The 26,579-nt window shown below is 39.8% G+C and carries 25 protein-coding genes; 12 read left to right on the forward strand and 13 right to left on the reverse strand.

The features are described from left to right. Positions 1-135: 135 nt before the first annotated feature. On the reverse strand, positions 136-3,021 hold the full coding sequence (locus H5154_RS01230; protein WP_182717144.1) for a pitrilysin family protein: 2,886 nt from the start codon (positions 3,019-3,021) through the stop codon (positions 136-138). Between the two features lie 247 nt (positions 3,022-3,268). On the opposite strand from H5154_RS01230, the gene H5154_RS01235 reads away from it, so the two are divergent. The 3 genes from H5154_RS01235 (at position 3,269) to H5154_RS01245 (ending at position 5,627) form a co-directional block, all read left to right on the forward strand. Then, positions 3,269-4,225: a methylenetetrahydrofolate reductase gene (locus tag H5154_RS01235; protein ID WP_145235486.1), complete on the forward strand. Its 957-nt coding sequence runs from the start codon at positions 3,269-3,271 to the stop codon at positions 4,223-4,225. A 239-nt stretch (positions 4,226-4,464) separates the two neighbouring features. Further along, complete coding sequence (locus H5154_RS01240; protein WP_064665912.1) at positions 4,465-4,962, forward strand: hypothetical protein; 498 nt, start codon at positions 4,465-4,467, stop codon at positions 4,960-4,962. After that, the gene (locus H5154_RS01245; protein WP_182717145.1) at positions 4,959-5,627 is read left to right on the forward strand and encodes a hypothetical protein; all 669 of its coding nucleotides are present in this window, start codon (positions 4,959-4,961) and stop codon (positions 5,625-5,627) included. Before H5154_RS01240 ends, H5154_RS01245 begins: the two co-directional genes overlap by 4 nt. Before the next feature lie 198 nt (positions 5,628-5,825). On the opposite strand, the gene H5154_RS01250 is transcribed toward H5154_RS01245, so the two are convergent. The 7 genes from H5154_RS01250 to rplU form a co-directional block, all read right to left on the reverse strand. After that, positions 5,826-7,073 carry a DEAD/DEAH box helicase gene (locus tag H5154_RS01250; RefSeq protein WP_182717146.1) on the reverse strand — a complete coding sequence of 416 codons (1,248 nt, stop codon included), beginning with the start codon at positions 7,071-7,073 and terminating at the stop codon, positions 5,826-5,828. Positions 7,074-7,170: 97 nt separating this feature from the next. Beyond that, positions 7,171-7,872, reverse strand: a complete 702-nt coding sequence (locus H5154_RS01255; RefSeq protein ID WP_182717147.1) for a DUF3581 family protein — start codon at positions 7,870-7,872, stop codon at positions 7,171-7,173. Positions 7,873-8,009: 137 nt separating this feature from the next. After that, a complete protein-coding gene (locus tag H5154_RS01260; RefSeq protein WP_145235479.1) occupies positions 8,010-8,387 on the reverse strand; it encodes a DUF3718 domain-containing protein in 378 nt (125 codons plus the stop codon). Between the two features lie 79 nt (positions 8,388-8,466). Continuing rightward, positions 8,467-8,946 (reverse strand): type 3 dihydrofolate reductase, encoded by a 480-nt coding sequence (gene folA / locus H5154_RS01265; RefSeq protein ID WP_220491262.1) that lies wholly within the window; start codon positions 8,944-8,946, stop codon positions 8,467-8,469. A gap of 85 nt (positions 8,947-9,031) precedes the next feature. Further along, entirely contained in the window at positions 9,032-10,186 is a 1,155-nt protein-coding gene (cgtA, locus tag H5154_RS01270) for an Obg family GTPase CgtA (protein ID WP_149982083.1), read from the reverse strand. Positions 10,187-10,327: 141 nt separating this feature from the next. Then, positions 10,328-10,585 (reverse strand): 50S ribosomal protein L27, encoded by a 258-nt coding sequence (gene rpmA / locus H5154_RS01275; protein WP_064665557.1) that lies wholly within the window; start codon positions 10,583-10,585, stop codon positions 10,328-10,330. A 16-nt stretch (positions 10,586-10,601) separates the two neighbouring features. After that, positions 10,602-10,913 carry a 50S ribosomal protein L21 gene (rplU, locus tag H5154_RS01280; RefSeq protein ID WP_006794538.1) on the reverse strand — a complete coding sequence of 104 codons (312 nt, stop codon included), beginning with the start codon at positions 10,911-10,913 and terminating at the stop codon, positions 10,602-10,604. A gap of 422 nt (positions 10,914-11,335) precedes the next feature. On the opposite strand from rplU, the gene ispB reads away from it, so the two are divergent. Beyond that, entirely contained in the window at positions 11,336-12,307 is a 972-nt protein-coding gene (gene ispB / locus H5154_RS01285; RefSeq protein ID WP_145235474.1) for an octaprenyl diphosphate synthase, read from the forward strand. An 80-nt stretch (positions 12,308-12,387) separates the two neighbouring features. Here ispB and mdh read toward each other — a convergent pair whose 3' ends face one another. Continuing rightward, positions 12,388-13,323, reverse strand: a complete 936-nt coding sequence (gene mdh, locus H5154_RS01290; RefSeq protein ID WP_145235472.1) for a malate dehydrogenase — start codon at positions 13,321-13,323, stop codon at positions 12,388-12,390. Between the two features lie 224 nt (positions 13,324-13,547). On the opposite strand from mdh, the gene argR reads away from it, so the two are divergent. After that, positions 13,548-14,015: a transcriptional regulator ArgR gene (gene argR, locus H5154_RS01295; protein WP_145235470.1), complete on the forward strand. Its 468-nt coding sequence runs from the start codon at positions 13,548-13,550 to the stop codon at positions 14,013-14,015. A 19-nt stretch (positions 14,016-14,034) separates the two neighbouring features. Here the strand turns inward: argR and H5154_RS01300 are convergent, their stop codons facing one another. Continuing rightward, positions 14,035-14,934 carry a Dyp-type peroxidase gene (locus H5154_RS01300; protein ID WP_182717149.1) on the reverse strand — a complete coding sequence of 300 codons (900 nt, stop codon included), beginning with the start codon at positions 14,932-14,934 and terminating at the stop codon, positions 14,035-14,037. 1,485 nt (positions 14,935-16,419) lie between these two features. Between H5154_RS01300 and rluA the strand changes: the two genes are divergently transcribed. Both rluA and H5154_RS01310 read left to right on the forward strand, forming a co-directional pair. After that, the gene (gene rluA, locus H5154_RS01305; protein ID WP_182717150.1) at positions 16,420-17,073 is read left to right on the forward strand and encodes a bifunctional tRNA pseudouridine(32) synthase/23S rRNA pseudouridine(746) synthase RluA; all 654 of its coding nucleotides are present in this window, start codon (positions 16,420-16,422) and stop codon (positions 17,071-17,073) included. A 76-nt stretch (positions 17,074-17,149) separates the two neighbouring features. Further along, on the forward strand, positions 17,150-18,079 hold the full coding sequence (locus H5154_RS01310) for a DUF3530 family protein (protein WP_182717151.1): 930 nt from the start codon (positions 17,150-17,152) through the stop codon (positions 18,077-18,079). On the opposite strand, the gene djlA is transcribed toward H5154_RS01310, so the two are convergent. The 3 genes from djlA to H5154_RS01325 are packed head-to-tail and all read right to left on the reverse strand — an operon-like array spanning position 18,062 to position 20,637. Continuing rightward, complete coding sequence (gene djlA / locus H5154_RS01315) at positions 18,062-18,934, reverse strand: co-chaperone DjlA (RefSeq protein ID WP_182717152.1); 873 nt, start codon at positions 18,932-18,934, stop codon at positions 18,062-18,064. The genes H5154_RS01310 and djlA overlap by 18 nt on opposite strands. Positions 18,935-18,961: 27 nt before the next feature. Continuing rightward, entirely contained in the window at positions 18,962-19,633 is a 672-nt protein-coding gene (gene murU / locus H5154_RS01320; RefSeq protein ID WP_182717153.1) for an N-acetylmuramate alpha-1-phosphate uridylyltransferase MurU, read from the reverse strand. Then, positions 19,633-20,637 (reverse strand): aminoglycoside phosphotransferase family protein, encoded by a 1,005-nt coding sequence (locus H5154_RS01325; protein ID WP_182717154.1) that lies wholly within the window; start codon positions 20,635-20,637, stop codon positions 19,633-19,635. The genes murU and H5154_RS01325 overlap by 1 nt, the downstream gene beginning before the upstream one ends. Positions 20,638-20,740: 103 nt before the next feature. On the opposite strand from H5154_RS01325, the gene lptD reads away from it, so the two are divergent. The 5 genes from lptD to apaG are packed head-to-tail and all read left to right on the forward strand — an operon-like array spanning position 20,741 to position 26,494. Next, the gene (lptD, locus tag H5154_RS01330; protein WP_182717155.1) at positions 20,741-22,987 is read left to right on the forward strand and encodes an LPS assembly protein LptD; all 2,247 of its coding nucleotides are present in this window, start codon (positions 20,741-20,743) and stop codon (positions 22,985-22,987) included. 36 nt (positions 22,988-23,023) lie between these two features. Further along, positions 23,024-24,319, forward strand: coding sequence for a peptidylprolyl isomerase SurA (surA, locus tag H5154_RS01335; RefSeq protein WP_149982092.1), 1,296 nt, complete (start codon positions 23,024-23,026; stop codon positions 24,317-24,319). A 3-nt stretch (positions 24,320-24,322) separates the two neighbouring features. Beyond that, a complete protein-coding gene (pdxA, locus tag H5154_RS01340; RefSeq protein WP_182717156.1) occupies positions 24,323-25,315 on the forward strand; it encodes a 4-hydroxythreonine-4-phosphate dehydrogenase PdxA in 993 nt (330 codons plus the stop codon). Further along, positions 25,312-26,121, forward strand: a complete 810-nt coding sequence (gene rsmA, locus H5154_RS01345) for a 16S rRNA (adenine(1518)-N(6)/adenine(1519)-N(6))-dimethyltransferase RsmA (protein WP_145235444.1) — start codon at positions 25,312-25,314, stop codon at positions 26,119-26,121. Before pdxA ends, rsmA begins: the two co-directional genes overlap by 4 nt. After that, the gene (gene apaG / locus H5154_RS01350; RefSeq protein WP_145235442.1) at positions 26,105-26,494 is read left to right on the forward strand and encodes a Co2+/Mg2+ efflux protein ApaG; all 390 of its coding nucleotides are present in this window, start codon (positions 26,105-26,107) and stop codon (positions 26,492-26,494) included. The genes rsmA and apaG overlap by 17 nt, the downstream gene beginning before the upstream one ends. Positions 26,495-26,579: the final 85 nt, after the last annotated feature.

Below are 26,579 nucleotides of genomic sequence, written 5' to 3' on the forward strand. Positions count from 1 at the left end.
GAGGACACATCACCTTAGTGCTTATCGTCAGTGCAATTATACTTTTTGGATTAGGTGTAAAAATTGGCGCAATGTTATAAAAATGCCCCAAATTTGGGGCATCTAAATTAAGCTTCTTAGTTATTTAAATGCTCGTTATTCAAACACCTTATCTACAGCAAGTACTTCAATATTTTTCGCTGGTATTGCCAGTTTGTAATCAGCGATTACTTTATCCTCAGCAACTAATTCAGCTGGTTTCTCTGCATTATATACCATAGGGGATGTTTGCTCTGACGCTAGGCGCTTTTGCATATCTTTTCCGTCGCCGGTGATAAACACATACTGAATATCATCCGTTTGTAAGTTCTCTTTTATGACACGATTTACATCAGCTACTGTCAGTTTTTCAAGCTTGCTCGTTACATATTTTACGAAAGTATCGGTGTTGTAAAACTCACTATCTAGCGCATACCCTAATTGACGGTTTTGGCTTGCTACCATTTGCGGCACAAAGTTAATTAAGAAGTTACGCGTTGCGTCAAAGTCTTTTTCTGTCATGCCATTTTTGATTAGCTTATCAAGTTCAAATAAAGCGGTACGCGTTGCAAAATGAGCGTCATTGTTCGAGCGCAGCGGGCGAAGCCATACTTGAAATATTTGCTCAGAGCGGCCTAAGTTTGCATCAGGCTTAGTCTGGAACATACCTCGTGGGAAATACTCAATATACGCGTAATCGCCGTAGTTCATACCGCGGGTTTGACGAATGCGCTCATAAAGATATGAGTTTGAACTGCGGTGCTCGCCAAAGTATGAGCGAACTAACCACAGTGCCGTCCAGTCTTCACTACTACGAATGGTATCAATTGGGAAGCCAAACGATACCGCAGTCGATTGCGCTGATTTTTCTACAATTGTAGCGTGATGACCTTTTAGCGCTGGTGCATCAGGAATCGATAAACGACTTTGCTGACCTTTAGGCAAAGCACTTAAATCGCTAAACATGGTTGCTTTAAGTGATTCAGGTACTGCGCCAATTAAACCGACAGTCAGTTTAGCTTGAGTAAATTCTTTCGCATAAAACGCTTTCACGTCATCAAGTGTTAATGCTTCTAAATCAGATAGATCACCGTAGTTATAGCTCTCATATGGGTGACCTTGATACAGCTTATGATAAAGCACTTCTTTACCTAGCTCTTCGTCATTTGAGGCTTTTAGGCCAGATTTTATACCGTCGATGAGCTCTTTCTTAAGGCGTTTAAAGTCATCTTCTCTAAAGCCAGGATTTAGTAACTGCTCACTAACCAGTGCATACCATTGTGTAGCGTTATCTTTATGGACACGCCCTTGTAGCGAAATCATTTCTTTATCTATCTGATAACCAAAGCTACCTGCCAATGGATAAAGTGCCTGTTTAATGTCGTTGTAGCTCTTCGCCTGTGAACCACCTTGAGCAAGCATGGCCGCAGTGAGTGCAGCTACGCCTTTTTGACCTTTAGGATCAGCCGCAGCACCGGTATGGAATAACCAGTTAATATCAATCAATGGCGAACTATTGGTTTTATCTAGCACTTTAAAATGACGCTGTTGCACAGTTTGCTTGCTAGCAACGAGAGTGTTTAAGTCCACTTCTTGTTCAAAACCAGCCACTTTATCCAGTGCAGACATAGTCACAGTAGTACGACCACTGTCTACAAAATACTTATTAGCAATGTCTTTAATATCTTGCGCGGTGATGCTATCTGCCGTTGCATATAACTGATTGACGACTTCTGGGTCGCGTTCAAAATGCATATAACTGGCAAGGGTTGAACCTATAGCTTGTGATGAGTCTAGGCCGTTAATAAAGCTGTATTTAAGATTGGATTTTAAATCAGCTAACTTTTGGCTATCAACCAACTCAGTGCGAGCTTTTGCGTAGGTGCTATTAATTGCATCACGAGCAACCGCTAAATCAGCCTCATTTTCAACTTTCACAAAAACATGTAATAAGCCGGGATCTTTGGTATCAGGGTTATAGCTAAACATTTGGCTAGCAATTTGTTTATCAACTACTAACTCTTGATAAAGCTCTGAGTTGGTTGAAAAATAAAGCTGTGACAGTAAATCAAGCGCGGCTCTGTCTTTTTGCTTTGGCTGCCAGGCTGTGCCTTTATAAGATACTAATAACCAATGCCCTGGTAAGCCTTCGTTTTGTTCATGTATATATTTCGCCGCTTGCTGTTTTGGTTCGGTTGGTATATCAGCAACGAAATCGCCTTTTTGCCATTGGCCCCAGTGTTTTTTAACCATATCCATAGTTTCAGCTGGATCAACATCGCCTACAATCACTAATGACACATATTCAGGTTTATAAAACTTAGCAAAAAACTCTTTACCGTATGCCATTTGCTCCGGCATGGCTTCAATATCTGCAAAAAAGCCCATGGTGGTATGTTTATAGGTATGTTTTTCAAATGCTTCATTACGTACTGCAGAAAGTAACTTACGAACCGGGCTGGCATTATTTTTAAGGTATTCGCCTTTAACTGTTAATGCTTCGGTACGAAATTGCTCTTCTGAATAAGTCAGGTTTTGAAAAATATCCGCTTCAATTTCAAGTACTTTATCAAGATGTTGCTTTGAAAAGTTTAAGTGATAGTTAGTGTAATCATTGGTTGTATAAGCGCGATTATCAACCCCTGAATTTTTTAGAATATCAGAATACACATCTTGCGGATATTTTTCAGAGCCTTTAAACATCATATGTTCAAAAAAGTGTGCAAAACCGGTTTTACCTGCTTCGACTTCATTACGAGAACCGACAGAGACTGGAATTTGTAGTGATACCACATCAGGGTAATCAGTTTTCACCACCATAACGCGTAAACCGTTATCAAGCTCTTCTAATAAATAATCTTGTGAGAACACCCGATCATTACTACTGGCAACCGTTGACTGCTCAATCTCAACCTCTTTGACCATGTTTGAGCCGCTGTTACTTGCACAACCGCCCAGTGCAAGCGTTACCGCAAGGCTGGTTGCTAATAATTTAAATTTCATTGCTATCCCTTGTTAGTTGAATAAATTTCTTGTTTTTAGTCATCCGATTATGCAACAAAGCAAGTCAATATAAGACCCCTGAGGCAATAAATTATGTAAACAGTTGTGTAACACAGAACTCTTCATTCAGAGCAACATGAATAAAACTCACCTTCGTTGAAAAAGTTTCACTAAAAAAATCTATCTAGACGTCTAAATGGCTGCTATATTATTTGCCATAGACACTAACTTAGCTGGAATGAGGATTATGGCTTTATCACTACAAGAGAAAATTGAAGACACCAATCAGGGTGTGTACTTAATTGGTACCACCCCACCACGTATTGGTACTGATAAAGCGCAGCTTGAAATTATCGCCCAAAAGCTCTTAGCTCGTTTGCATGAAATTGAATACGATGGCGTGATTATTTATGACATTCAAGATGAAAGTAGTCGCACTGAGATGCCTCGCCCTTTTCCGTTCAAGCAAACGGTAGATCCTCGAGAATACAGTAACTTACTACGTAATTTATCGCATCAAGAAGTGATCACTTATAAAAGTGTTGCACAGCGCGGTGTGGCCGAATTTAAACAGTGGTTAAGCGAAACTAAAAACCAGTTTAATTTAAAAAACCTAGTATTAGTCGGTAGTCCATCATCTGACGGGGATATTAAATTAAGCCTGCCTGATGCTTATAAAGTCTTAAGCGAACAGCCTCAAGACTTCTTTTTAGGAGGCGTTACCATTGCCGAGCGCCACGCAAGTAAACGTAATGAACATGAACGCTTACTTGAAAAAACCACGCAAGGCTGTAAATTTTTTATCTCACAAGCTGTGTATAACGCGCAAGCAACCGTGGATTTGATCACCAGTTATGCGCGCAGCTGTAAAGCTCAAGGTATCGAACCTAAACGTATTATTCTAACCTTTACGCCCTGCGGCAGTGAAAAAACCTTAGAGTTTATGCAATGGTTAGGAATTTCCGTACCTGATGCAACTAAATGGCGGATGCTTGATTCGCAAAACCCACTGAGTGAATCTGTACGTATTTGCCGTGAAAACTTAGATTTAATACTAAGAAGTTGCGCGCATTTAGACGTGCCACTGGGGTTAAATATTGAAAGTTTAACCAACCGTAAAGAAGAAATTGATGCATCAATTAATCTTTACCGCTTATTAAAAGCGACAATGGAATTAAATCTTGCTGAAAAACAGATTGCTTAATAGAGTTAAACTTGAGCCTGCCCATTATTTTTAAGTGAACTAGTGTTCATGATTGTTGTTTTTTTAGGTAATTTTAAGTATTCTTGTATGCTAATTAGGTAATACTATTAAAAGGAATTTTAAATGCCATTAAATCCACAGGTGAAATAAGAAGTAATTAAAAACATTATAAAATATGAGAAAAAATTAATCACTTTTATCTAGACTCTCAGGGCTATGTAACCACAGGCGTAGGTCATATGATAAAAAACAAACAAGCTGCAACCCTGCTCCCAATGAATAAAGTAGTTAACAATCAACCGGGTCCTCCTGCAACTCCTCTAGAAAAGCAAAAAGAATTTGAAACAATAGCTAAACAAAAAAGAAATTATAAAGCTGAATGGTATAAGCAATTTACTACACTCATAATTAAAGATGTAGAAATTACACGCCAACTAGACAAACATATGGATTCTTTTTACAGAGAGCTTTCTACTCTATATAAAAAGTCTAATGGTTATTATGATGATTTTGATAAATTAGACAAAAATATACAAGTCGCATTATTTGATATGATTTTTAACTTAGGTGCAGTAAAAATTGTCACGAAGTTTACTGAGTTTGATAAAGCAATCAAAACTGGAGATTGGATTAAAGCAGCTAAAGAAAGCTATCGTCCTCAACTCAGCGCAGAAAGAAATAACTACGTAAGAGCAAAGCTATCTGCGGCTAACAGCATAAAGGTAACGACACCGTGAAAAACTTATCATTAGTATTATCGATATTTATCTGTGTTAGCTGCTCAAAATTATCTGCTAATGAAATAAAACCTAAATTATTTACTAATTATTTTACAGGTTTAGAATCTGAAATTGTGATGGATTACCAGAGCATTAAATTAAATTATGATTTAACTTTACGTTCAGAGAAGAATGTACACTTTTCTACCTGTAAACAAGTAGAAGAAACCGCTTCTGATGATATAGCAGTGAGCGAATTTCATTTGTTACAGATGTTGAAAGCGAACTGTGCCGCATTAAAACAGTACTCCCAAGCTAAAAGTTCAAACGTCAGTTATTTACAGGAAATTCTTGATAAAAAGGATATTAGCAATCTTCCTGCTACAGCTTCCCCTTATGTTAATAAACATGATAAAAGCCAAAGGCGAGGTAAAACACTAAGTGAATACCATAAAAAGTTTAATACATCATTGGACATTAGTGGAGCAATAAAGGTTGAGACAGAAACAGATCAGATGTTTTACTACGTTGTTGCCACAGGCGATTTCAATGCTGATAAAGTTCAAGACGCATTAGTTCGTATTGACTGGCAGGTAATTGATGCATTTGGTAAAGGGTTTAAGCTTATTATGGTTACGAAAAAATCCGCAGATAAACCATATGAAATAACTACACTAAATTGAAGTAAGAACCTTTAGCTGCGATTTTAATTTAAAAATTTATCTTTTTAGAGGGCACTCTAGCTTAGTAAAGTTATATCGCGCTTTATTATTAATACTATTGACTACTGAATTTAGCATATAAAACAATAAAGCTACGGCGCTCGTTTTAGCGCCGTGCTAGAGCTTTACTGACAGCTGATAACTAAAAACTGAAAGCTTTTATTTACGGCGTCTACTAGGTGCTCTTTGCCCTGTAATACGTTTTTTATCTCGGTCTTTTCGCGACTTATTAGAGTTTTTGCGATTATCTTTGGGCTTTTTATTTAGATCCGGTTCATAGCCCGCTAACCACTGCGGCGTTAGACGAGTATCAAGCAACACTTCAATTTCTTCAAGTAACCACTGCTCGTCAAGGCTGACTAATGACATCGCTAAGCCTTGCTCGCCAGCGCGCCCAGTGCGGCCAATACGGTGGACATAATCCTCAGCTATATAAGGTAGTTCAAAGTTAATCACATACTTTAACGACGCTATGTCTAGACCCCGAGCTGCAACATCGGTTGCCACGAGTACACGAGTGGTACCTTCTTTAAAATCTTGCAGTGCTCTATCACGTGCACCTTGAGATTTATCACCATGAATTGACTGTGTTTTTAAGCCATCTTTACACATTTCTTTGGCGAGTTGATCGGCCATTTGCTTTGTGCGAGTAAAGATCAGTACTTGGCGCCAGTTTTTCATGCCAATCATGTGCGAGACAAGCTCACGTTTACGGTCTTCATCAACCGCGTAAATGATTTGCTCAACTTCTACAGCCGCAGAATTACGTTTATTGACTTCAACAAGTTTTGGATCTTTTAATAACTTTTTACTGAGCTCAAATACACTATCGTCAAAGGTCGCTGAAAATAGTAAGGTCTGACGATCACTGGGAACATGGCGCAATATACGTTTAATTTCGTCAATAAAGCCCATATCAAGCATACGGTCTGCTTCATCAAACACCAGTGAATCAACACTAGATAGTTTAATGCTGCCTTTGATTATGTGATCCAGCAATCGCCCTGGCGTTGCCACTACAACTTGTGCATCTTTCATGGCTTTAATTTGCGGGCCAATACTGGCACCACCATAAGCAAGCGCGCCTTTAATATCAGTACCTTGCGCGTATTTTTCAAAGCTAGCAAAGACTTGCTGAGCAAGCTCTCGAGTTGGTGTCAAAATAAGTACTCGAGCAGTACCTGGCTCATCTTTACTTGGTGTATTAAGTAATTTATGTAACAGAGGTAATACAAAAGCAGCTGTTTTACCTGTTCCTGTTTGTGCACTCCCCATAACATCATGACCAGCTAAAATCAGCGGAATAGTTTTTAGCTGTATCGCCGTAGGGGTATGATATTGATTTTGTTCAAGTGCATTAAGCAGTACAGGATCGAGTTTTAACTCAGAGAAAGTAGTCGCAGACATAAGTTTAGCTTTGTGTAACAAATAATGGCGCTATTGTACGCCCAAAGCGAATAACAAAAAAGGCGCTTTGCAGCGCCTTTCTAAGCTTGCTAAATGTTCAAGCTGGTTTGAGGGTTTCTTTTCGTTGGTTATAGAAGGTAATTAGATCATCCACCGTATCTTGGCAATATTGTTGAATACCTGATACCAACATGTGCTTTTCACCACAGCCGACTTTTACACCATTTTCTAACAAGTTAAAGCGCAAAGTGATTTTCCCACGCTTGCCTGTATATTCAAAACTCGGCTCTGCGTATTCTAACGTCGGTGCATGGATCTCTAATGTATCGAGATTAATCAACATTGACTCATAGATAATCATAGGGCGAGCTGGGTTGATCATGACATCTTGATTGCCCATAAGTGGAATAATAACATGCGGAAAAGTTGTACCTGAAAACTCAACATAATTTTTTATTAGACTATCGGTGAGTGTTTGGCACTGGCTAGTTATACCTTCGCGCTTAACCTTCAGCATGACTTTATCGCCACTGGTAATATCAAACTCATCTGCGCCCTCAGGGAAGTTGAGTTTGGTATTCTCATCAACCATGCCGGCAAAGGTAAATTCCATTTTTTCACTGATGCCATAACGACTTAATACCAATGAAAATAATAAATCTCCAGGCACACAAAAACGTTTTGCATCTTTATCATGAAGTGGATTGTAATCATCAGCAACGCACTTTGCGAAACGACACCCTTGTTCACGAGAAATAGAGACATAATCAGCATGTTGCTGATAAAAAGGACTTAACATAGTTGTTCACTGCTTAAACTGCTTATAACCTGCCTATTCTACCAGATAAAATTACAATAGAGGTCGAATCTGTTAAACTTTTGTTTCAGATACAAAAAAGCCGCGATATCGCGACTTTTTTAATGATTTATTATAACTTATAAACCAGCACGTTCTTTAATTGCTGGTATTAATGCAGAACCGCCATGACCATTTGCTTCGGCCCATGCTATATCTGCTCCATCTTCTAAAGAGCTTTTAGATAAGTTTTTCACAATATATTCACCGGTATCTACGGCATTACTGGCAACTGCATGACGTAGCAAGTTAAGACCATTACATTGTACTGCATCATAAATATTACGAATTTTTACACGTGAGCTTTTTAACTTATCACGTAAACGGTTTTTATCGTCCGCAGCTATGTATTCACAGATTGAAACAGCTAACTGATCATCCGCTTTTACTGGCGCGCTAAAAGCAACAGAACCAGAAATAACAGCTGCAGCAATAACGAGTGTTGATAATTTTATCATTGTAGACCCTTGTGTAATACTTTATAACTACCCTAGTTGTTTAATATTGTATCAACCTATAAGCCTAACCGCAATAATGTTACTTAACTTTATCCAATGTGACAAATTTATAACCATAAATATTGTTATCATCCGGTTGATTATACAGCTCTTCTACAACTTGCCAGTTTGCTGATTGTTCGTAATCAGGAAACTGTGTATCTCCTGCAACATCAAGATCAATAAACGTTAAATAAAGTGTATCGGCACTTTTTAAAAATTGTTGATATATATTCCCGCCACCAATCACCATTACTTCATCAGACTCACACACCAATGAAATAGCGGCCTCTGGGGATGCTACAACATCAATTCCAGCTGCAGTGTAGTCAGTGTTTCGGCTAATAACAATGTTGCGTCGACCAGGTAAAGGGCGACCAATTGACTCAAATGTTTTGCGCCCCATAATTACTGGTTTATTCATAGTAACCGCTTTAAAATGCTGTAAATCAGCAGGTAAATGCCATGGCATATTATTATCTTGGCCAATCACTCTATTTTTAGCCATAGCTGCAATCATTGAAATCTTCACATTAAAACCTAATACTTTTTTATTAAACAAGAAAAAAGGAGCACCAGCTCCTTTTAAAATAATTTACTTTAGTCTAACGCTCATAGACAACTTCAACGTCATAATCGTCATCATCCCAACTATCCCAGTCGTCGTCATCATTCTTCTTAGTGGCATCTTTATGATAAGTATCCCATTTGAATTCAACTTCTTCATCTTCAATTGGCACAAATTTTTCTTTTGGCATGCTATCGAGTAGCGTCATGATGTTATGAATTAATGGTTGAGTATTTAGCTTATTAATTGCAGAAATATGATAAATATTTTCAGTCTCGCCTAACTCTTCAGCAATTTGCTCACATAGCGCCTGTGCTTCATCTTCAGGTAATAAGTCTATTTTATTAAATACTAACCAACGTGGTTTTTCAGCCAGCTTAGGACTGTACTGGTGCAACTCATTGATGATTGCAAATGCATTGTCTACTGGGTTTGAACCATCGACAGGCATTACATCGATAATATGCAGTAATACACGGCAACGCTCTAAATGTTTCAAGAAGCGAATACCCAAGCCAGCGCCATCAGAGGCACCTTCGATTAACCCTGGGATATCTGCAATAACAAATGATTTATTTGCTTCTGGACGTACCACACCTAAATTTGGAATCAGCGTAGTAAATGGGTAATCAGCTACTTTTGGTTTCGCTGCCGATACACTACGAATAAAAGTAGACTTACCTGCATTTGGCAAACCTAATAAACCAACATCAGCTAATAATAATAGCTCTAGTTTAAGGTTACGTACTTCACCTGGTGTGCCCAATGTTTTTTGACGAGGCGCTCGGTTAGTACTTGATTTAAAACGCGCATTCCCCAAGCCGTGGAAACCGCCTTTTGCAACCAAAATTCTTTGACCATGTTGAGTTAAATCACCAAGACCTTCTTGGGTATCAACATCCATGATCCGAGTACCTACAGGCACCATCACATATAAGTCATCAGCCTTTTTACCGGTACAGTTACGACTGCGGCCATTAGTACCACGTTCAGCTCTATGAAAACGCTCAAACTGATAATCGATAAGGGTATTTAAGTTTTCATCAGCTTGTAGATAAACACTACCACCATCTCCACCGTCACCGCCGTCTGGTCCACCATCTGGGACATATTTTTCACGACGGAAAGATACGATGCCGCTGCCACCGTCTCCAGCTTCTGCGCGAATTTCTACTTCATCTACAAACTTCATGATTACTCACTTTAGGGATTGGCTTGTTAATTTCACTATTATATACCTAAGCCAAGCTGATTGCAGGCTTGGCTTAGGTATATATTTATTTTCAAAACAAAAAACCCCGCAAAGGCGGGGTTTTTTAAGAACCGATTCTGATTACTCAGATACGATGCTTACGTATTTACGGTTTAAAGGACCTTTTTGTTCAAACTGAACTTTACCATCTGCTTTTGCGAAGATAGTGTGGTCTTTACCGATACCTACGTTTGTGCCAGCATGGAATTTAGTTCCACGTTGACGAACAATGATGCTACCCGCTAGAACTGATTCGCCACCAAAACGCTTAACACCAAGGCGTTTGCTTTCTGAATCGCGACCGTTACGAGTACTACCAGCTGCTTTTTTATGTGCCATTTCTAAGTACCTCTAATTAAGCGCTAATGCCAGTGATTTTAACTTCTGTGAACCATTGACGATGGCCCATTTGCTTACGAGAATGCTTACGGCGTCTAAATTTAACAACCTTAATCTTCTCACCGCGACCATGTGAAACAACCTCAGCTGTTATTTTACCACCGTTTACGAACGGTACACCGATCTCGATTTTCTCACCATCAGCAACTAAAAGTACTGAATCAAATTCAACTGCTGCACCAGTCTCAACGTCTAATTTCTCAAGACGAATTGTTTGACCTTCAGTCACACGGTGCTGTTTACCACCACTTTGGAAAACCGCGTACATAATTAACTCCGTCTGTGCGCCCTCAAATCGACGCAACTAAAATATTATTCAATAGGGCGCGAAGTTTACGCTAATGTGCAAAAACTAGCAAGCCTGTTTTATTAATTAAATGAATAAAAAATAGCTGCATTGAAGGCGATTCAATATTTTCACCTATTTTATATTAAATTGGCATTATGCCAAGCCTTTTTAGCGTTTCATGACAAATAAATTACACCACGAACAAACACGCGCTAAGAATAAAAAACAACCATGTTGAATTACCGTAAATTTTCTCAAATATAAAAGTTATCTTTACTAATTAAGGCTAAATTAAGCTACTTAACCGTGTTTTTTCAGCGAATCGTCACAAACTGTCGAGCAAAGCTGTTTTTTGTTGTACAATCAGCCCCGTATACCCATTAAAATTGGCTCGGAGATCAATGGATATAAAAGCTATCCAGGCGTTAATCGAAAACGATATGAATGACGTCAATCAACTAATTTACGCGCAAATGCGCTCTGATGTAGCATTAGTCAATCAACTAGGCTTATATATAGTAAACAGCGGCGGCAAGCGTGTTCGCCCTATGTTGGCTATTTTAGCGGCTAAAGCACTTGGCTATGAAGGCAAAGATCATGTTACTTTAGCAACTATTGTTGAATTTATTCACACAGCTACATTACTGCATGATGATGTCGTTGATGAATCAAATTTACGCAGAGGAACACCGACAGCAAATGCTGAGTTTGGTAATGCAGCCAGCGTACTTGTTGGTGACTTTATCTACACCCGCTCATTTCAGCTGATGGTTGGTATTGGTAAAATGCAAGTTATGCAAATACTCGCTGATGCAACCAACGTGATTGCCGAAGGTGAAGTGCTGCAATTAATGAACTGTAACGACCCTGATACCACCGAAGATAGCTACATGCAGGTAATTTATTCTAAAACAGCTAAATTATTTGAAGCTGCAACAGGCCTTGCTGCGATTATTACCGAAAAAGACGACTCTACGCTGCAAGCGCTTAATCTTTATGGTATGCATTTAGGAACCGCTTTTCAATTAGTGGATGACGTGCTTGATTACAATGCTGATGCTGAGCAGTTAGGTAAAAACATCGGTGATGATCTGGCCGAAGGCAAACCTACCCTGCCACTTCTTTATGCTATGCGCCACGGTAATGCTGAGCAAGTACAGTTGATCCGTGATGCCATTGAGCACAGTAATGGTATGGACCACTTAGAAGCGATTCTAAGTGCCCTCAATGAAACCAAAGCACTTGAGTTTACGATGAATAAAGCCAACGAAGAAGCTGATAAAGCGATTGCGTGTTTATCTGTATTAGATGAATCACCGTATAAAGAAGCACTCGTTAGCTTGGCTCGTATTGCCGTTGATCGTAATCACTAATAAATACCTAATGTATAAAAATCCTTCGAGCATAAAAAAGCCTGCAAATGCAGGCTTTTTTGTATCAATCGACTTAGCAATTAAGCGTTGATGAAATCAACACCTTCTTGGATGTCTTTTTTCAGCGTATCAAGCATGTCGTTTTTAGCTTGCTCTTCAAATGCGCTTAGTTCACCGTAAGAAAGAATTTCTTCTACGCCGTTTTTACCTAAACGTACTGGGTGTGCAAAGTATGCAGCATCGCCATTTTCAACAGCAACGTAAGCGTAATCTACAACGTCTTCACCTTGTAAGCCTTTAACTAAAGACATACAAAAACGTGCAGCAGCAGCGCCCATTGATAATGTTGCAGAACCACCGCCCGCTTTTGCATTTACTACTTCAGTACCTGCATTTTGGATACGTGGAGTAAGCGCAGCAACTTCTTCATCAGTGAAAGTAACGCCTTCAACTTGAGATAGTAACGGAAGGATTGTTGTGCCTGAGTGACCACCAATTACTGGTACTTTCACAGTTGCAACGTCAACACCTTTAAGTTCAGCTACAAATGCTTCTGAACGGATCACATCAAGAGTGGTAATACCGAAAACACGTTTCGCGTCGTAAGTACCTGCTTTTTTGAATACTTCCGCAACAATTGGCACTGTGCCATTTACTGGGTTAGTGATAATACCAACTAATGCTTTTGGACAGTTAGCAACAATACCTTCTGCTAATGTTTTAATAATGCCAGCATTAACATTAAATAAATCAGCGCGGTCCATACCAGGCTTACGTGGCATACCAGCAGGGATAAGAACGATATCACAACCAGTTAACGCTTGATCTAGTGCATCAACACCAAAGCCTGCAACTTTAACGTCTGTTGGGATATGAGAAAGATCAACAGCAACACCAGGAACAACTGGAGCAACATCATAAAGTGATAATTCAGAACCAGCTGGTAAGCCTGTTTTTAATAATAAAGACAACGCTTGGCCGATACCGCCAGCAGCACCTAATACAGCAACTTTCATTGGAATTCTCCGTAATTTGAGGTAGGAAATATTTGTGGCTCTAAAGATAATGAAATTAACGACTAAAGACAAATTTATCCTGCTTATTTCACATATAATTTAGACCATAGTTGTAAACTTGCTGGTTTACAGCACTAAAATCCATCGCAAAAGCAAACAACTACTGCATAAGTATGCAATATTGTGTACAATTAGCGCATCACTTATGAATAAGAACCTATAATATGCAACCACAAGATAAACAAGAAGCATTAGTAAAGGCCTTTAAGGCACTTTTAAAAGAAGAAAACTTTGGTTCACAAGGTGAGATTGTTGACGCCCTAAAAGAGCAAGGCTTTGATAATATTAGTCAAAGTAAGGTGTCGCGGATGTTAAGCAAGTTTGGCGCGGTACGCACTCGTAATGCCAAACAAGAAATGGTCTATTGTTTGCCTGCTGAAATGGGCGTACCTACAGCGAAAAGCCCATTACGTCAGTTAGTGATTGATATAATGCATAACGAAATGATGATCATTATTCGAACCAGCCCAGGAGCTGCACAATTAATTGCTCGACTATTAGATTCATTAGGTAAAGCAGATGGCGTACTAGGCACCATTGCTGGTGACGATACTATTTTTATCGCTCCAGCTAAAGTATCTGAAATTGATGTAACTCTTGAACGCGTGCGTATTTTATTTGATACGGTATAAGTCTACCGATTCAAACTTTTTATAGCTGCTTTAAAAAGTTAATTGATGGGGCAAAAAACGCAGACCCCATATCGGCTTGAGTAAAATCAAGCCAATGATCGTAGCAATCGCCATCACCTAATCGACTTCGTAATACTTGCTCAAATGCATTTCCCTGTGCTGCATAACTAATCGCTAATATACCCTGTTCGTAAACGTCACCATAAGGCATGTTTTGATTTAATTGCAGTGGTTGCCCTTGCTCATCTTTTAACTCAGTGCGTACAGCATGACTATTTTCAGTCGCTGGCATAATCAAGGTATTATCTAAGCGAGTGCGTCCCATTATTTGTTCTTGCTCACTCAGTGGTAGGTTTTGCCACACACTTAAATCATGCTTATAGCGCTGTATATGTACGTAACTGCCTTGATCTTCAAAATGGTTGGGGTTATTGATTAACGCTGTGATGCGCTTTTGGCGACCATGAGGAGTGTCACCACCGAGTATAAAACCGTTAAAATCGCGACCATCTAAAAATCGAAAGTTTCGCACTTGCTCAACCAATTCAACATCGGGGGCAAATAACTTGAGAATTTGCAAAGCAAATAAATGGTTTACATCTTCCCTATCGGAACGAATTTGGACAAATAAATCAAAAGGCTGAGCCCCCATAATATGATCATTATGAGTAATATTAGGAAAGCTCTGTAATTCACTAGGCAGAAATTCAGGCAGAATGTGCGGCCAGTACTGTGCCCCCACAGCAACTAGGCTGGAGAGCATCGATTCAGAAAACTGATCTGAAAACTCATCTTGGATAGCGCTAACGTATTTTAATTTTTTGCGTAATGACTCATCGTGGCCATCAAATACATTAAAAAACAAATGTAAACCGTGCAAGTTTGCTTCAGCACAAATTCCAGATTGCGCTTGCGCCATGGTATTTCCTTAACTCAAAGTCTCATACACGGCGTTTTTAATGAAATTAAAAATACTAAAACACTTAATCTGCGAAAAAGTTAACCGTGTGTGGTGTTATTTTTATTGTCACCTACTCATTTGCTAAAATGATTGGCCCAACTAAGCAGCAACTTCAATTTATTGTCCATCGAGCATAACCTTATACACAAAATGCAGAACAACAAAACGATGATTTAAAATAGTCACCGTATTTGCACTACAGCCTTGTGATTGAAAAGGTATTAACTCAAGATGGTATGGGCGAACATAAAGTTACCCAACTTGCTTTACTCGACGATAAGTAACTAATGACTCAGCCCCCGTAAGCATTACTATATTCAGTTGCTGTTAATACATCTGCACCTAAGTATATGCCCTGACCAAGAAATTCTGCAACTACCTTTGAGCTTGAAGCGCTAAATAGCGGCTCAAACGTGTCTTGTTGAGCAATTTCCCCACAATTCATAGCCGCTTATTTATCGGCAAGTCGCATTTATTTTAAAGAATTACAAAGCGCCTTAATAGATATTGGTTTTTAATCATTTAAGGGATATATGCAATAAACTTAAACCATATACGATTAGAAATCGTCTAAGCAACACTACAATTACATCCACTATTAAAGGCAACCACGCCCATAATGGAAATCACTTGTGCGATATATCTCACGGTTATGACAGCTATTGAGTATAAAGCATCATAAAAAAAGTCTAAAAACAAACTAACCACATGAAATATAATAACTATTATTAAATTTCAAAATAATGACTGTATTTTCATTACTATTTTTAGCCTATTTTGTTTGCCGATACTCTCTATACTTACTTCATCGGTTAAGCAGTGACGCTTAAATGAGTAAACGGACAAGGAATGATTACTCATAAACCTCGAATTAAAGGTTACGTTAGGAAAAAATGGATTCACGGACAGGCTCAGGATGAGTAGCACTAAGGATAGTAAATATACGGACAGCGTCAAGATGATGCGAAAAGGAATAACAACAGGGCTCGCAAGAGAGTTGTTAAACAGGATGTTATAAAAGCGGACAGATGGACAGGCCCTAAAGGGTATCGCAATGGAACTGTTAACTAAGGGATAGCATCAGGACGATGCGTAAAGGACCGGTAATAGAGATTACCAAAAAGGATCAAAAGGAAGCACATAGGACAGAGGCACGGATAGCCTATATCACGCAGAACGAATAAGTAACAGTGTGATCACATGGATTAGTAAAGTTTAGGAGTTGATTAAGTTCAATTGCAGGATGCAAAAAATTAGAAGATTCCGCAAGCGCGACTAGAGATAGTTCGCGCTTTTCTTTTGCCCAAAAATACCCTCAGCTTAACGACTACTTGCCAATTAACTCGCTCATTAATACTCTCGCGTCTAATCTAATTAGTTATTGATTGTGTATAAGCGATGACTTCTCTAAAATAGCGCGCTCATAAATCATTGAGGTCGGCCGTGTTAATTAACTACAATCCTCCATTAGATCCGTATTTAACCATTTTATTTCAAGATGATGATTTACTGATCGTCAACAAGCCCAGTGAACTTTTGACTGTGCCGGGAAAAGATCCTAAACACGCCGATTGTTTGATAGCTCGCGTTAACCGTGTTTTTCCTACGGCAAAAATAGTTCACCGCTTAGATATGGCAACCTCTGGAATTATTTGTTTAGCAATGCATAAAGCGGCTCATCGTCATTTAAGTATGCAGTTTCAAGAACGCCAAACTGCAAAGCGCTATGTTGCACGAGTGTACGGTAAACTAGAGCCATTAACGGGATCAGTCAATTTGCCGCTGATCTGTGATTGGCCAAACCGCCCTAAGCAAATGGTTGATCATGACAAGGGGAAGCCCTCTTTAACTCATTACACTGTACTGGAGCATGAGCTGCACGCCACTCGTGTGGAACTTACCCCTATTACCGGACGCTCACATCAATTACGTGTGCATATGTTGTCATTGGGACACCCTATTTTAGGCGATAGGCTCTATGCTCCCCCTGATGCCCTGGCTGCTGCCCCGCGCTTGCAATTGCATGCACAAATGCTACAGCTCACTCACCCGGGAACAGCACAAATTATGACTTTTGAAGCTGAGCCAGAGTTTTAATTACGAGCTTAAAATCACACTAAACTTTTTGCTGTACACGCCGATAACAACTTATTGATTCATCGTGGTGGTTTATATGGCTATCGGCAAACAGTTTAAAGTATGGCAATTAATTAGTTTGGTTTACGCGACTTTCTTGGCCATGCCAGCCCAAGCAGCCGACTTTATTGCACCCACACCATGGTCAACAATCAGCAGTAATGATTTATCACGCCTAATGCCGCAAGATGAACTAAAACCGCTACTCGCTGGTGATACTGAGTTTTTAAGTTTATATCGCCAACACATGAGTGCCCAGCAGCGCGGTGTGGTATTGATTATCCCTGATTGGCAACACTTACCTACCAATAACAACGGGCTCAACTTTTTACGCACGCAACTTAACGATTTAGGCTATGCCACAATTGCCATGACGGTACCCGATATTGATTGGCAGGCAGCGCCACCTGCGGATGAAAGTGAAACAACTGAACCTGCAGCGGCTAAGCAAACTACAAGTTCAGACAATGGCGAACCATCAGCTGACACAGCCACTCCTGTTGTACATGTTGATGCTACCGCTCATATAAGCAATGCGATAATAGATAATTATAAACTCAACTTAATTGCACGCTTTAATGCGTTGTATCAAAGTGCATTGGATGAAGATGGGAAAATTGTTGTTATTGCACAAGGTGCCTCTGCGGGAGTATTGCTCGAACACTATGGCGAATATCCAAATACCAACATAGATGCATTTGTCAGCCTTAGCAGTTATTTACCAAACAGTAAACGTAACCAACAACTTAACGCGATTATATCGACTATTAGCCCGCCGTTATTGGATATTTACTACAACATAGATAACCCGGACTTACTGCTGAGTGTGGCGGATAGAAAACGCTGGGTTAAACGTCACAGTAAATATGATTACCGCCAACGTGAGCTGTTTGGTTTGCGCTCTGAGCCTGAGCAACATGAGCGCTTGACCAAAGAAGTAGACGGGTTTTTACGCCGCCTTTTTTAAATATTCGTAAGCGGCTTGAATATCTTGGCTTTTCTTGACTGCCAGTTCCATCATATGTTTAGGTAAACCTTGAGAAACTAATTTATCAGGATGGTGCTGCGCCATTAATTTACGGTACGCTACTTTTACTTCTCGTTCACTCGCCTCATTATTTAGCCCCAGCAAAGCCAGCGCTTGAGTACGGCTCATGCCACTATTTGGCGGTACATGATGCCCTGAGCCTTCACGATAACTGCTGCTTTGCCCTTGTTGACGTTGTTGCTGCTGTTGATAGCGTTGTTGTTGCTGACGAAATGAAAATTCAGCTTGGTAACGTTTAAGTACAAATGCAAAGTGAGTTTTAGAGATCCCTAATAACTTACTTACCTCTTGGAGTAGCTCCTTTTCTTGCGCAGCTAACACCCCATCAGAAAACGCCATTTGGATTTGAATTTCTAAAAACAGTTGTAATAAATCATGGCGACGAGCAAAACGCTCTTTAAAATCGAAAACAGTTTCTTTTAATGAAAAATCAGCGTCTTTTCCCGTTTTAAACGCATCTTGTGCCTCTTTGCGATCATCACCAGTGAGTCCCATTTCATCCATAAATAAACTGGCAGCACGGATGTGGGTTTCGCTTACGCGGCCATTTGACTTAGCAATGTGCCCCATTACTCCAAAACAGCTGGTAAAAAATAACGCTTGGCGCTGATTAATATCATCATCGCCTTTAAATAAGCTTGAAAAGCCGCCGGCTTTATCAAAGTTCTGCTTTAAACTCTTGTCAAACATATGGCCCAGGTATAAGCCTATAAATAAGCCTATAATACGCCCAAACATAAAGCCAAAGCAGGCACCTAAAATTTTACCCCACATGAGGCGCTCCTATTATATGTGAATTACTTAATGAGTTTTTTGTTGCTCTATCAACAACTCATTCAATTGAGCTAATCGTTCTGGAGTTCCGATATCGTCCCAGTTACCTATGTACAGCTCCGTAGAGACAACATGCTCAGCCAATTTACTTTTTAATAATGGCCCTAAGCGATGAGTACCCGCTGTAATTCCTGCAAAAAATTGCTGATGAAAGCGACTAATACCAGAAAATGTATACTTGGGGCTATCTGCGCTTAGATGACGCAACGTAAAGTCACCATTTGGGTTGTGGGCTGGATTTTCAACCAACACAATATGTGCCTCGCCCGCATCTAAGTGAATATGCAGTAATGAACTAACATCATAGTCGGTAAATATATCGCCATTAATAACAATAAATTGCTCACCAAGCAAAGGTAATGCTTGAATAATACCACCTGCAGTTTCTAATCCCTGCTCAGGCTCTTGGCTATACTCAATATGTACTCCAAGCTGGCTACCATCGCCAAAGTAAGCACGGATCTTATCTCCTTGCCAAGCAAGGTTTATAATAAAATCAGTGATCCCTGCTGTTTTTAGTCGCTCAATATGATGCTCGATTAATGGTTTTCCTTGCACCTTTAACATAGGTTTAGGTAATTCTGCGGTAAGTGGCATCATTCGCTGACCGCGACCCGCGGCTAAAATCATCGCTTTCATTATTTAGTTGGCACTTTATTAAGTGCGACTAAGGTAGCAGGAATAATCTTACTGTTGATCCATTTACCCAGCTCCACCAACGATGAATGATCTTGCGCCACATCACTAATGTAGCGCAGTGTCGGTAATACATTATCCATATAACCGAGTTTACCATCGCGTAAATTTAACCGGCAAAAAATACCCGCCGCTTTTAAATGGCGTTGAATACCGGTTAAATCAAACCATTGTTTAAAGGTTGCAAAGCTGATGTTACTGAGCAAGCCCTGTTGCTCAAACTCAGCAAATGCATGCTCAAGTAAGTATTCAAGTTCATCGTGAGGAAGTTTAAAATAACAATCACGCAGTAACGATACCAGGTCATAACATACCGGGCCTTGCACGGCATCTTGATAGTCAATAATTGCCCATTGCTGTTCACTGTGCATAATATTACGGCTATGAAAATCACGGTGTACGGTGACGCTAGGTTGCGCGAGTATATTTTCAATTAATAACTCACAGCTCGTTTGCCATAAATTACGTTCTGCAGCAGTAACTTCTAGCTCTAAAAATCTCTCTACCAACCATTCTAAAAAAATACTTAGTTCTAATTCTAAAAATGCCCGATCAAAATCTTTCATGTGCTCAACAGGCGGCATTTTTGCCCATTGTGCACTAAGTTTTATAAGGTGTTTATAGTGATTGATACGTTCTTTATCATCCAGCATATCAGCAAGATGTGTGTTGCCTAAATCGCTTAATAAGAAGAACCCTTGCTTTTCATCAGCATGTAATATTTTTGGTAGTTTGAAACCATGCTCAGAAAAAACTTTGTTGAGTTCTATATAAGGAGTGTTATCGAGCTTAGCTGGATCTGAGTCCATAACTATATAGCTATCTTGACCGCGATTTAGGCGGAAATAACGACGAAAGCTGGCGTCTCCGGTGATCGCAGCTAGCTGGTATACTTCATCTTCGAAGTGCGGATTTAAAAACTGCTGTAAACTTTTATAACGATTCATTTTACAAGATATCTATTTTTCACTAAGTCAATTACTGTATTTGCCATTGTTTTCCTTTATTATGTCATTCTTACATCCAACGACAGCATATTAAGGTTAATAAATGAGCAAAACCTGGGGCATGATGATGCTAAGTGTGATCAGCGCACCATCGTTCGCCGAAACTGAACTGACACACAACTTTTGTGGCAATTCAATGCAAACCAGAGCTTGGCAACCGCTTGCTGGCCTTGACTTAGGCATGATCGATATCCGTTCAGATGATATTGAACTGCTTGGCACCCAAAGCGCAGAATTTACCGGTAATGTTGATATTAACACCCTTACTATGAGTTTGTCCGCACAAAGTGCGCTAATTGACAAACAGCGTGGGTTACTTAATGCAACTGGCCCTATTACTTACCGTGACACTATCAGTGAAGTAAATAGCTCAGGTCTTAATGCTGATTTAAATAGTTCTGAAATCAGCCTACTTGGTGCCGATTATAAGCTGACGGATCAACAAGCACACGGCGGTGCAGAAAAGCTCACCATTAATAAGTCTGGCTTAGATCTGCTGAACGCAAGCTTTACTACCTGTCCAAGCGATACGCCCGTGTGGGCAATTCAAGCTGAACAAATTTTATTATCCCGTGAAGAAGGCTGGGGCGAAACCCATGATATGGTATTACGTATTATGGATACGCCAGTACTTTATTTACCCTATTTCACTTTCCCAATTGATAATCGAAGAAAATCAGGCTTATTAACACCCAATATTTCCAGTTCAGATCGCTACGGCGTAGAAACTGTTACTCCATATTATTGGAATATTGCACCAAACTTTGATGCCACGATTACACCTCGCTATATGTCTAAAAAAGGCTTACAGCTGCAAACCGAGTTTCGTTATTTAAGTGATATCAATGAAGGTCTCGTAGCACTTGAATACCTTGACAAAGACGACTCCGAACCAGAACTCAAAGAGCGCTTTCTATTTCACTGGCAACAACAAAGTTATTTTGCCGAAAACTGGCGTGCAAATGTTGATATAACCAACGTCAGCGATGATAACTATCTCACTGATTTGGGTTCTAATTACGCAACACGTACTGACACCCAACTGTATCGTACTGGCTCGTTATCACACTTAGGTGATACTTGGCGTACAGATATTAAAGTACAAAACTTTGAAGTGCTCGGTGATCATCTTGAATCGTATGCGGCATGGCCACAAATTAGCTTTTCACAAACAGCACCATTTAGTTTTCAGGATATTGAACTGACCCTAGACGGTGAACTGAGCCACTTTACTAATGATACAGCAATCATAGAAAAAGCCACTCGAGTGCACATCGAACCCAAAGTAAGTTATGGTTATCAAGAGCATGCTTGGTCGTTTTTATCTGAATTTAGCGTACTGCACACTAACTATAAGCAAGAAGGTGATTTAGCTAATACCGATTATGCTAAATCAGTTTCACGTACTTTGCCTAAAGTGCGTTTATACAGCCAATTAAACTTTGAGCGTGATACCACTATCTTCGCTGATGATGGGATTCAAACCTTAGAGCCACAAGTGCAATATTTGTATACACCAAATAAAGATCAATCCGATATAGGTTTATACGATACGACAAAACTACAAGATGATTTTTTTGGTTTATTCCGTGATAGTCGCTTCTCAAGCGTTGATCGTATAGCCGCAGCGAATCAATTTACATTAGGTGCAACCACGCGTTTATTTAATAATAAAAGCGAAGAATTGTTTAATTTTAGTGCTGGTCAAATATTTTATTTAAGTGACTCTGCCAAGCCAACATCACAAGGGTTAAACTCAGATACCAACTATAATGCCTTGTTTGCCGCACAAACCATGTTACATTGGCACCGCCGCTGGTATTTATCAGGCGGAATTCAGTATGACACCGATGGAAAGCAGATTATCCAGTCAAATGTGACTTTAGATTATAAAGGTGACGATAATCAGCTGGTACAATTGAACCATCGCTATGCAAATGATGTCTCAGGCAATACAATCGAACAAGTTGGCTTTTTTACTAGCATTCCGCTCAGTGATCAATGGCAGTTTGTAAGTAGCTATCATCGCGATTTAGAAAGCGGTCGTAGTGTCGAGGTGTTCAGCGGATTGCAATATGAATCCTGCTGTTGGGCCTTTCAAATTACCGGTCGTCGCCAAATCGCAACTGATTTAAATCAAGCGATAGGCCAAGAACAAGCCACTTTTGATTCAAGCATTGGGTTTAATATTGTCTTAAAAGGGTTAGGTAGTAAAAGCCGTTATGATGCACAAAAATTATTACAACAAGGTATTTTTGGCTATCGTAGACCGTATTTTCTTAATAACTAGTATTACCGTACTATTAGCAAGAGTATTAGAAAAAGTATGAATTTAAAAAAATTATTAGCATCAGCATTTTTGACGCTTGGTTTATACCAAAGCGCTTTCGCAGCCCCTGTTGAAATAGACAAGGTGGTTGGTATTGTAAACCAAGGAGTTATTTTACAAAGTGAAGTTGACACCATAGTTAACCGTGTAAAAACCCAAGCCAAAGAGCAAGGACAAGAATTACCTTCGGATGATACGCTACGTATTCAAGCAATGGAGCGCTTAGTAAATCAAGCGCTGATGATGCAATTAGCCGAGCGTATGGGGTTAGAAATCTCTGATAGTCAACTGGATCAAACTTTGGTTAGTATGGCTAAAGAACAAGGCGGAACAATTGCAGACTTGCGCCGTACGATTGAAGCGTCAGGCGAGAGTTTCCAGTCTTATCGTGAAGAAATTCGTAAAGAAATTACTACTCAACAAGTGATGCGCGCAAACGTAGATCGTCGTATTTATATTAGCCCGCAAGAAGTTGATAACCTTTTAAAAATAATGGAAAGCCAAGGTCAAAATACGGAAGAGTATGACATTGGTCATATCCTCATTGATATTCCAAATAATGCCACTGCGGATGAAATTGCTAGCGCAAAAACTCGTGCCGATAAAGTCATCGAATTTTTACGAGAAGGTAAAGAATTCAAACGCATCGCTATTTCATCATCAAGTGGTTCAAAAGCTCTTGAAGGTGGTCAGCTAGGTTATATGAGTATCAATGAAATGCCGTCATTATTTGCTGAAGCAGTGAAAGGCACTAAAAAAGATGCCATTATCGGCCCGCTTCGCTCTGGCGCTGGTTTTCATATCATTAAAGTGCAAGATATTCGTGGTCGCCAGGTTGTTGAAACAACTGAAGTTCGTTCTCGCCATATCCTAATCAAGCCGTCAATTATCTTAAGTGAAGAAAAAGCCCGCAATATGCTAAATGGTTTTGCCAAAGAGTTACGCGCAGGTACAGCTGATTTTGGTGAGCTTGCTAAAGAGTATTCAGAAGATCCAGGCTCTGCACTTAAAGGTGGAGAGTACGATTGGACAGATCCTACAACCTATGTGCCACAGTTTAGAGACGCCCTACTATCACTTGATAAAAATGAGATCAGTGACCCGTTTAGAACCACATTTGGTTGGCATATAGTGCAGCTATTAGACAAACGCATTGCTGATAAAACCGAACTAGCTAAACGTAACCGTGCTCATGGCATGCTCTTTAATCGTAAATTTAAAGAAGAAAGCTTTAACTGGCAGCAAGAAATGCGTGAGCAAGCCCATGTTGAAATTTTCCCAATTGATGAATAACCAATGATTCTACGTATTGCAATTACTCCCGGCGAACCTGCCGGGATCGGCCCAGATTTACTGTTGCAACTTGCACAGCATGATTGGCCTGCGCAGCTGGTTGTGATTGCTGATAAGCAGTTATTACAACAGCGAGCCAAACAGCTTGGTTTAACAATCAATTTAATTCCATTTGATGAAAACGCAGCAGCAGCAATCGCTCCAGCAGGGAGTGTCTATCTGCACCAAGTTGATTTAGGTGCCGAAGTTGAAATGGGTGTATTAAATGATGCCAACGGCCAATACGTACTCGATACTTTACGTATCGCGTGCGAAAAAAATATGAATGGTACGTTTGCTGCGGTTGTAACTGGCCCTGTTAATAAAGGTATTATCAATAAAGCCGGCATTTCATTTAGCGGCCATACCGAATACTTTGCCCAGCAATCAAATACCCCTGATGTGGTGATGTTGTTAGCTACTGAAGGCTTAAGAGTTGCATTAGTGACCACGCACATCCCACTAGCTTATGTATCACGTGCTATTACAAGTGAGCGTTTAAGTAAAGTTGCGGGTATTTTAAACCATGATTTACAAACTAAATTTGGTATCGAAAAACCACGTATTTTAGTCTGTGGGCTTAACCCTCATGCGGGTGAAGATGGCCATTTAGGGCGTGAAGAAATTGACACCATCACCCCAACCATTGAACAGCTCAATAGTGAAGGTATGAATTTAATCGGGCCATTGCCTGCTGATACCTTGTTCCAAGACAAATATCTATCACAAGCTGATGCTGTGCTGGCAATGTATCACGATCAAGGTTTACCTGTGCTAAAATACAAAGGTTTTGGCAAATCGGTTAATATCACCCTTGGTTTGCCGTTTATACGCACCTCAGTTGATCACGGTACGGCGCTCGATTTAGCCGGTACTGGTGATGCTGATGTTGGTAGTTTTGAATTAGCGATCCGCGAAGCAATTAAGCTCGCCCATGAAAAAGCACAAAATCAATGACAGATAAAGTACATTTAGGACACCGCGCCCGCAAACGTTTTGGGCAAAACTTTTTATGTGATGAGATGATCATCGATAAAATCGTCACCGCGATTGATCCTAAACCTGAAGATAATTTAGTTGAAATCGGTCCTGGTCTAGGTGCTATCACTGAACCGGTAAGTGAGCTAAGTGGCCACTTAACGGTTGTTGAGCTAGATAAAGATTTAGCCCAGCGCTTAACTGAGCATCCTTTTTTAGGGCCTAAGCTTACTGTGCATCAAGGTGATGCAATGAAATTTGATTTTTCAAGTTTGATCAAAGCTGACCGCAACAAACTAAAAGTGTTTGGTAATTTACCGTACAATATTTCAACACCGTTACTGTTCCATTTATTCGAGTTTGCCGACAACATTGAGCATATGCATTTTATGCTACAAAAAGAAGTGGTAAAACGCATGGTAGCAGGACCTGGTAGTAAAACATTTGGTCGCTTGAGTGTAATGACACAGTATTACTGTAATGCAATGCCTGTCATCGAAGTACCACCAGAGTGTTTTAAACCAGCACCGAAAGTTGATTCTGCCGTTATTCGTTTAATACCGAAAAAGCCAGAGCAACGTACAGCAAAAAGTACTAAAATTCTTAACACTGTGTGTTTAGAGGCCTTTAATCAGCGCCGCAAAACACTGCGCAACAGCTTAGCTAATTTACTCACCGCAGATGAATTAACTAGCATTGGTATAGATATCACGTTGCGTGCTGAAAGCCTTTCGTTACAACAATTTATTGATATAGCTAATTGGATTTATGACAACAAGCAGTAATTTGGGCTCACCCATCAAAGTATCGGTAGAAACATTTTATGTTGAGGGTCAATCACAACCTGAACTTGATAAATATGTATTTGCTTATTCCGTTACCATTAAAAATCACAGTCTATGCAGCGCAAAGTTAATTAGCCGCTATTGGTTGATCACTGATGCAAATGGTAAAGAAATCGAAGTACAAGGTGAAGGCGTAGTCGGTGAAAAACCAACTATTGGTCCTGGTGAAAGCTATAAATATACCAGTGGTGCAGTGCTAGATACTCCCGTAGGAACGATGCAAGGTTATTACACCTTGAAGAATGAGTTCGGTACAGAGTTTGATGCACCTATTAATGTTTTTCGTTTATCACTGCCTAATATTTTACATTAAATAACCTGAAATCGGGTTAAGATATTTATTAACGCATTGATTTAATGATATAACTAGCCTTTAAGCTGTCCTGTCGGAGATTTTC

This window comes from Pseudoalteromonas sp. SR44-5 (genome assembly GCF_014163675.1).
GTDB lineage: Bacteria > Pseudomonadota > Gammaproteobacteria > Enterobacterales > Alteromonadaceae > Pseudoalteromonas > Pseudoalteromonas rhizosphaerae.

Excerpts from the sequence above, each read along its gene's own strand:
- H5154_RS01230 (WP_182717144.1), bottom strand. The coding sequence starts at position 3,021 with ATGAAATTTAAATTATTAGCAACCAGCCTTGCGGTAACGCTTGCACTG.
- H5154_RS01235 (WP_145235486.1), top strand. The coding sequence starts at position 3,269 with ATGGCTTTATCACTACAAGAGAAAATTGAAGACACCAATCAGGGTGTG.
- H5154_RS01240 (WP_064665912.1), top strand. The coding sequence starts at position 4,465 with ATGATAAAAAACAAACAAGCTGCAACCCTGCTCCCAATGAATAAAGTA.
- H5154_RS01250 (WP_182717146.1), bottom strand. The coding sequence starts at position 7,073 with ATGTCTGCGACTACTTTCTCTGAGTTAAAACTCGATCCTGTACTGCTT.
- H5154_RS01255 (WP_182717147.1), bottom strand. The coding sequence starts at position 7,872 with ATGTTAAGTCCTTTTTATCAGCAACATGCTGATTATGTCTCTATTTCT.
- H5154_RS01260 (WP_145235479.1), bottom strand. The coding sequence starts at position 8,387 with ATGATAAAATTATCAACACTCGTTATTGCTGCAGCTGTTATTTCTGGT.
- folA (WP_220491262.1), bottom strand. The coding sequence starts at position 8,946 with ATGATTGCAGCTATGGCTAAAAATAGAGTGATTGGCCAAGATAATAAT.
- cgtA (WP_149982083.1), bottom strand. The coding sequence starts at position 10,186 with ATGAAGTTTGTAGATGAAGTAGAAATTCGCGCAGAAGCTGGAGACGGT.
- rpmA (WP_064665557.1), bottom strand. The coding sequence starts at position 10,585 with ATGGCACATAAAAAAGCAGCTGGTAGTACTCGTAACGGTCGCGATTCA.
- rplU (WP_006794538.1), bottom strand. The coding sequence starts at position 10,913 with ATGTACGCGGTTTTCCAAAGTGGTGGTAAACAGCACCGTGTGACTGAA.
- ispB (WP_145235474.1), top strand. The coding sequence starts at position 11,336 with ATGGATATAAAAGCTATCCAGGCGTTAATCGAAAACGATATGAATGAC.
- mdh (WP_145235472.1), bottom strand. The coding sequence starts at position 13,323 with ATGAAAGTTGCTGTATTAGGTGCTGCTGGCGGTATCGGCCAAGCGTTG.
- argR (WP_145235470.1), top strand. The coding sequence starts at position 13,548 with ATGCAACCACAAGATAAACAAGAAGCATTAGTAAAGGCCTTTAAGGCA.
- H5154_RS01300 (WP_182717149.1), bottom strand. The coding sequence starts at position 14,934 with ATGGCGCAAGCGCAATCTGGAATTTGTGCTGAAGCAAACTTGCACGGT.
- H5154_RS01310 (WP_182717151.1), top strand. The coding sequence starts at position 17,150 with ATGGCTATCGGCAAACAGTTTAAAGTATGGCAATTAATTAGTTTGGTT.
- djlA (WP_182717152.1), bottom strand. The coding sequence starts at position 18,934 with ATGTGGGGTAAAATTTTAGGTGCCTGCTTTGGCTTTATGTTTGGGCGT.
- murU (WP_182717153.1), bottom strand. The coding sequence starts at position 19,633 with ATGAAAGCGATGATTTTAGCCGCGGGTCGCGGTCAGCGAATGATGCCA.
- H5154_RS01325 (WP_182717154.1), bottom strand. The coding sequence starts at position 20,637 with ATGAATCGTTATAAAAGTTTACAGCAGTTTTTAAATCCGCACTTCGAA.
- lptD (WP_182717155.1), top strand. The coding sequence starts at position 20,741 with ATGAGCAAAACCTGGGGCATGATGATGCTAAGTGTGATCAGCGCACCA.
- surA (WP_149982092.1), top strand. The coding sequence starts at position 23,024 with ATGAATTTAAAAAAATTATTAGCATCAGCATTTTTGACGCTTGGTTTA.
- pdxA (WP_182717156.1), top strand. The coding sequence starts at position 24,323 with ATGATTCTACGTATTGCAATTACTCCCGGCGAACCTGCCGGGATCGGC.
- rsmA (WP_145235444.1), top strand. The coding sequence starts at position 25,312 with ATGACAGATAAAGTACATTTAGGACACCGCGCCCGCAAACGTTTTGGG.
- apaG (WP_145235442.1), top strand. The coding sequence starts at position 26,105 with ATGACAACAAGCAGTAATTTGGGCTCACCCATCAAAGTATCGGTAGAA.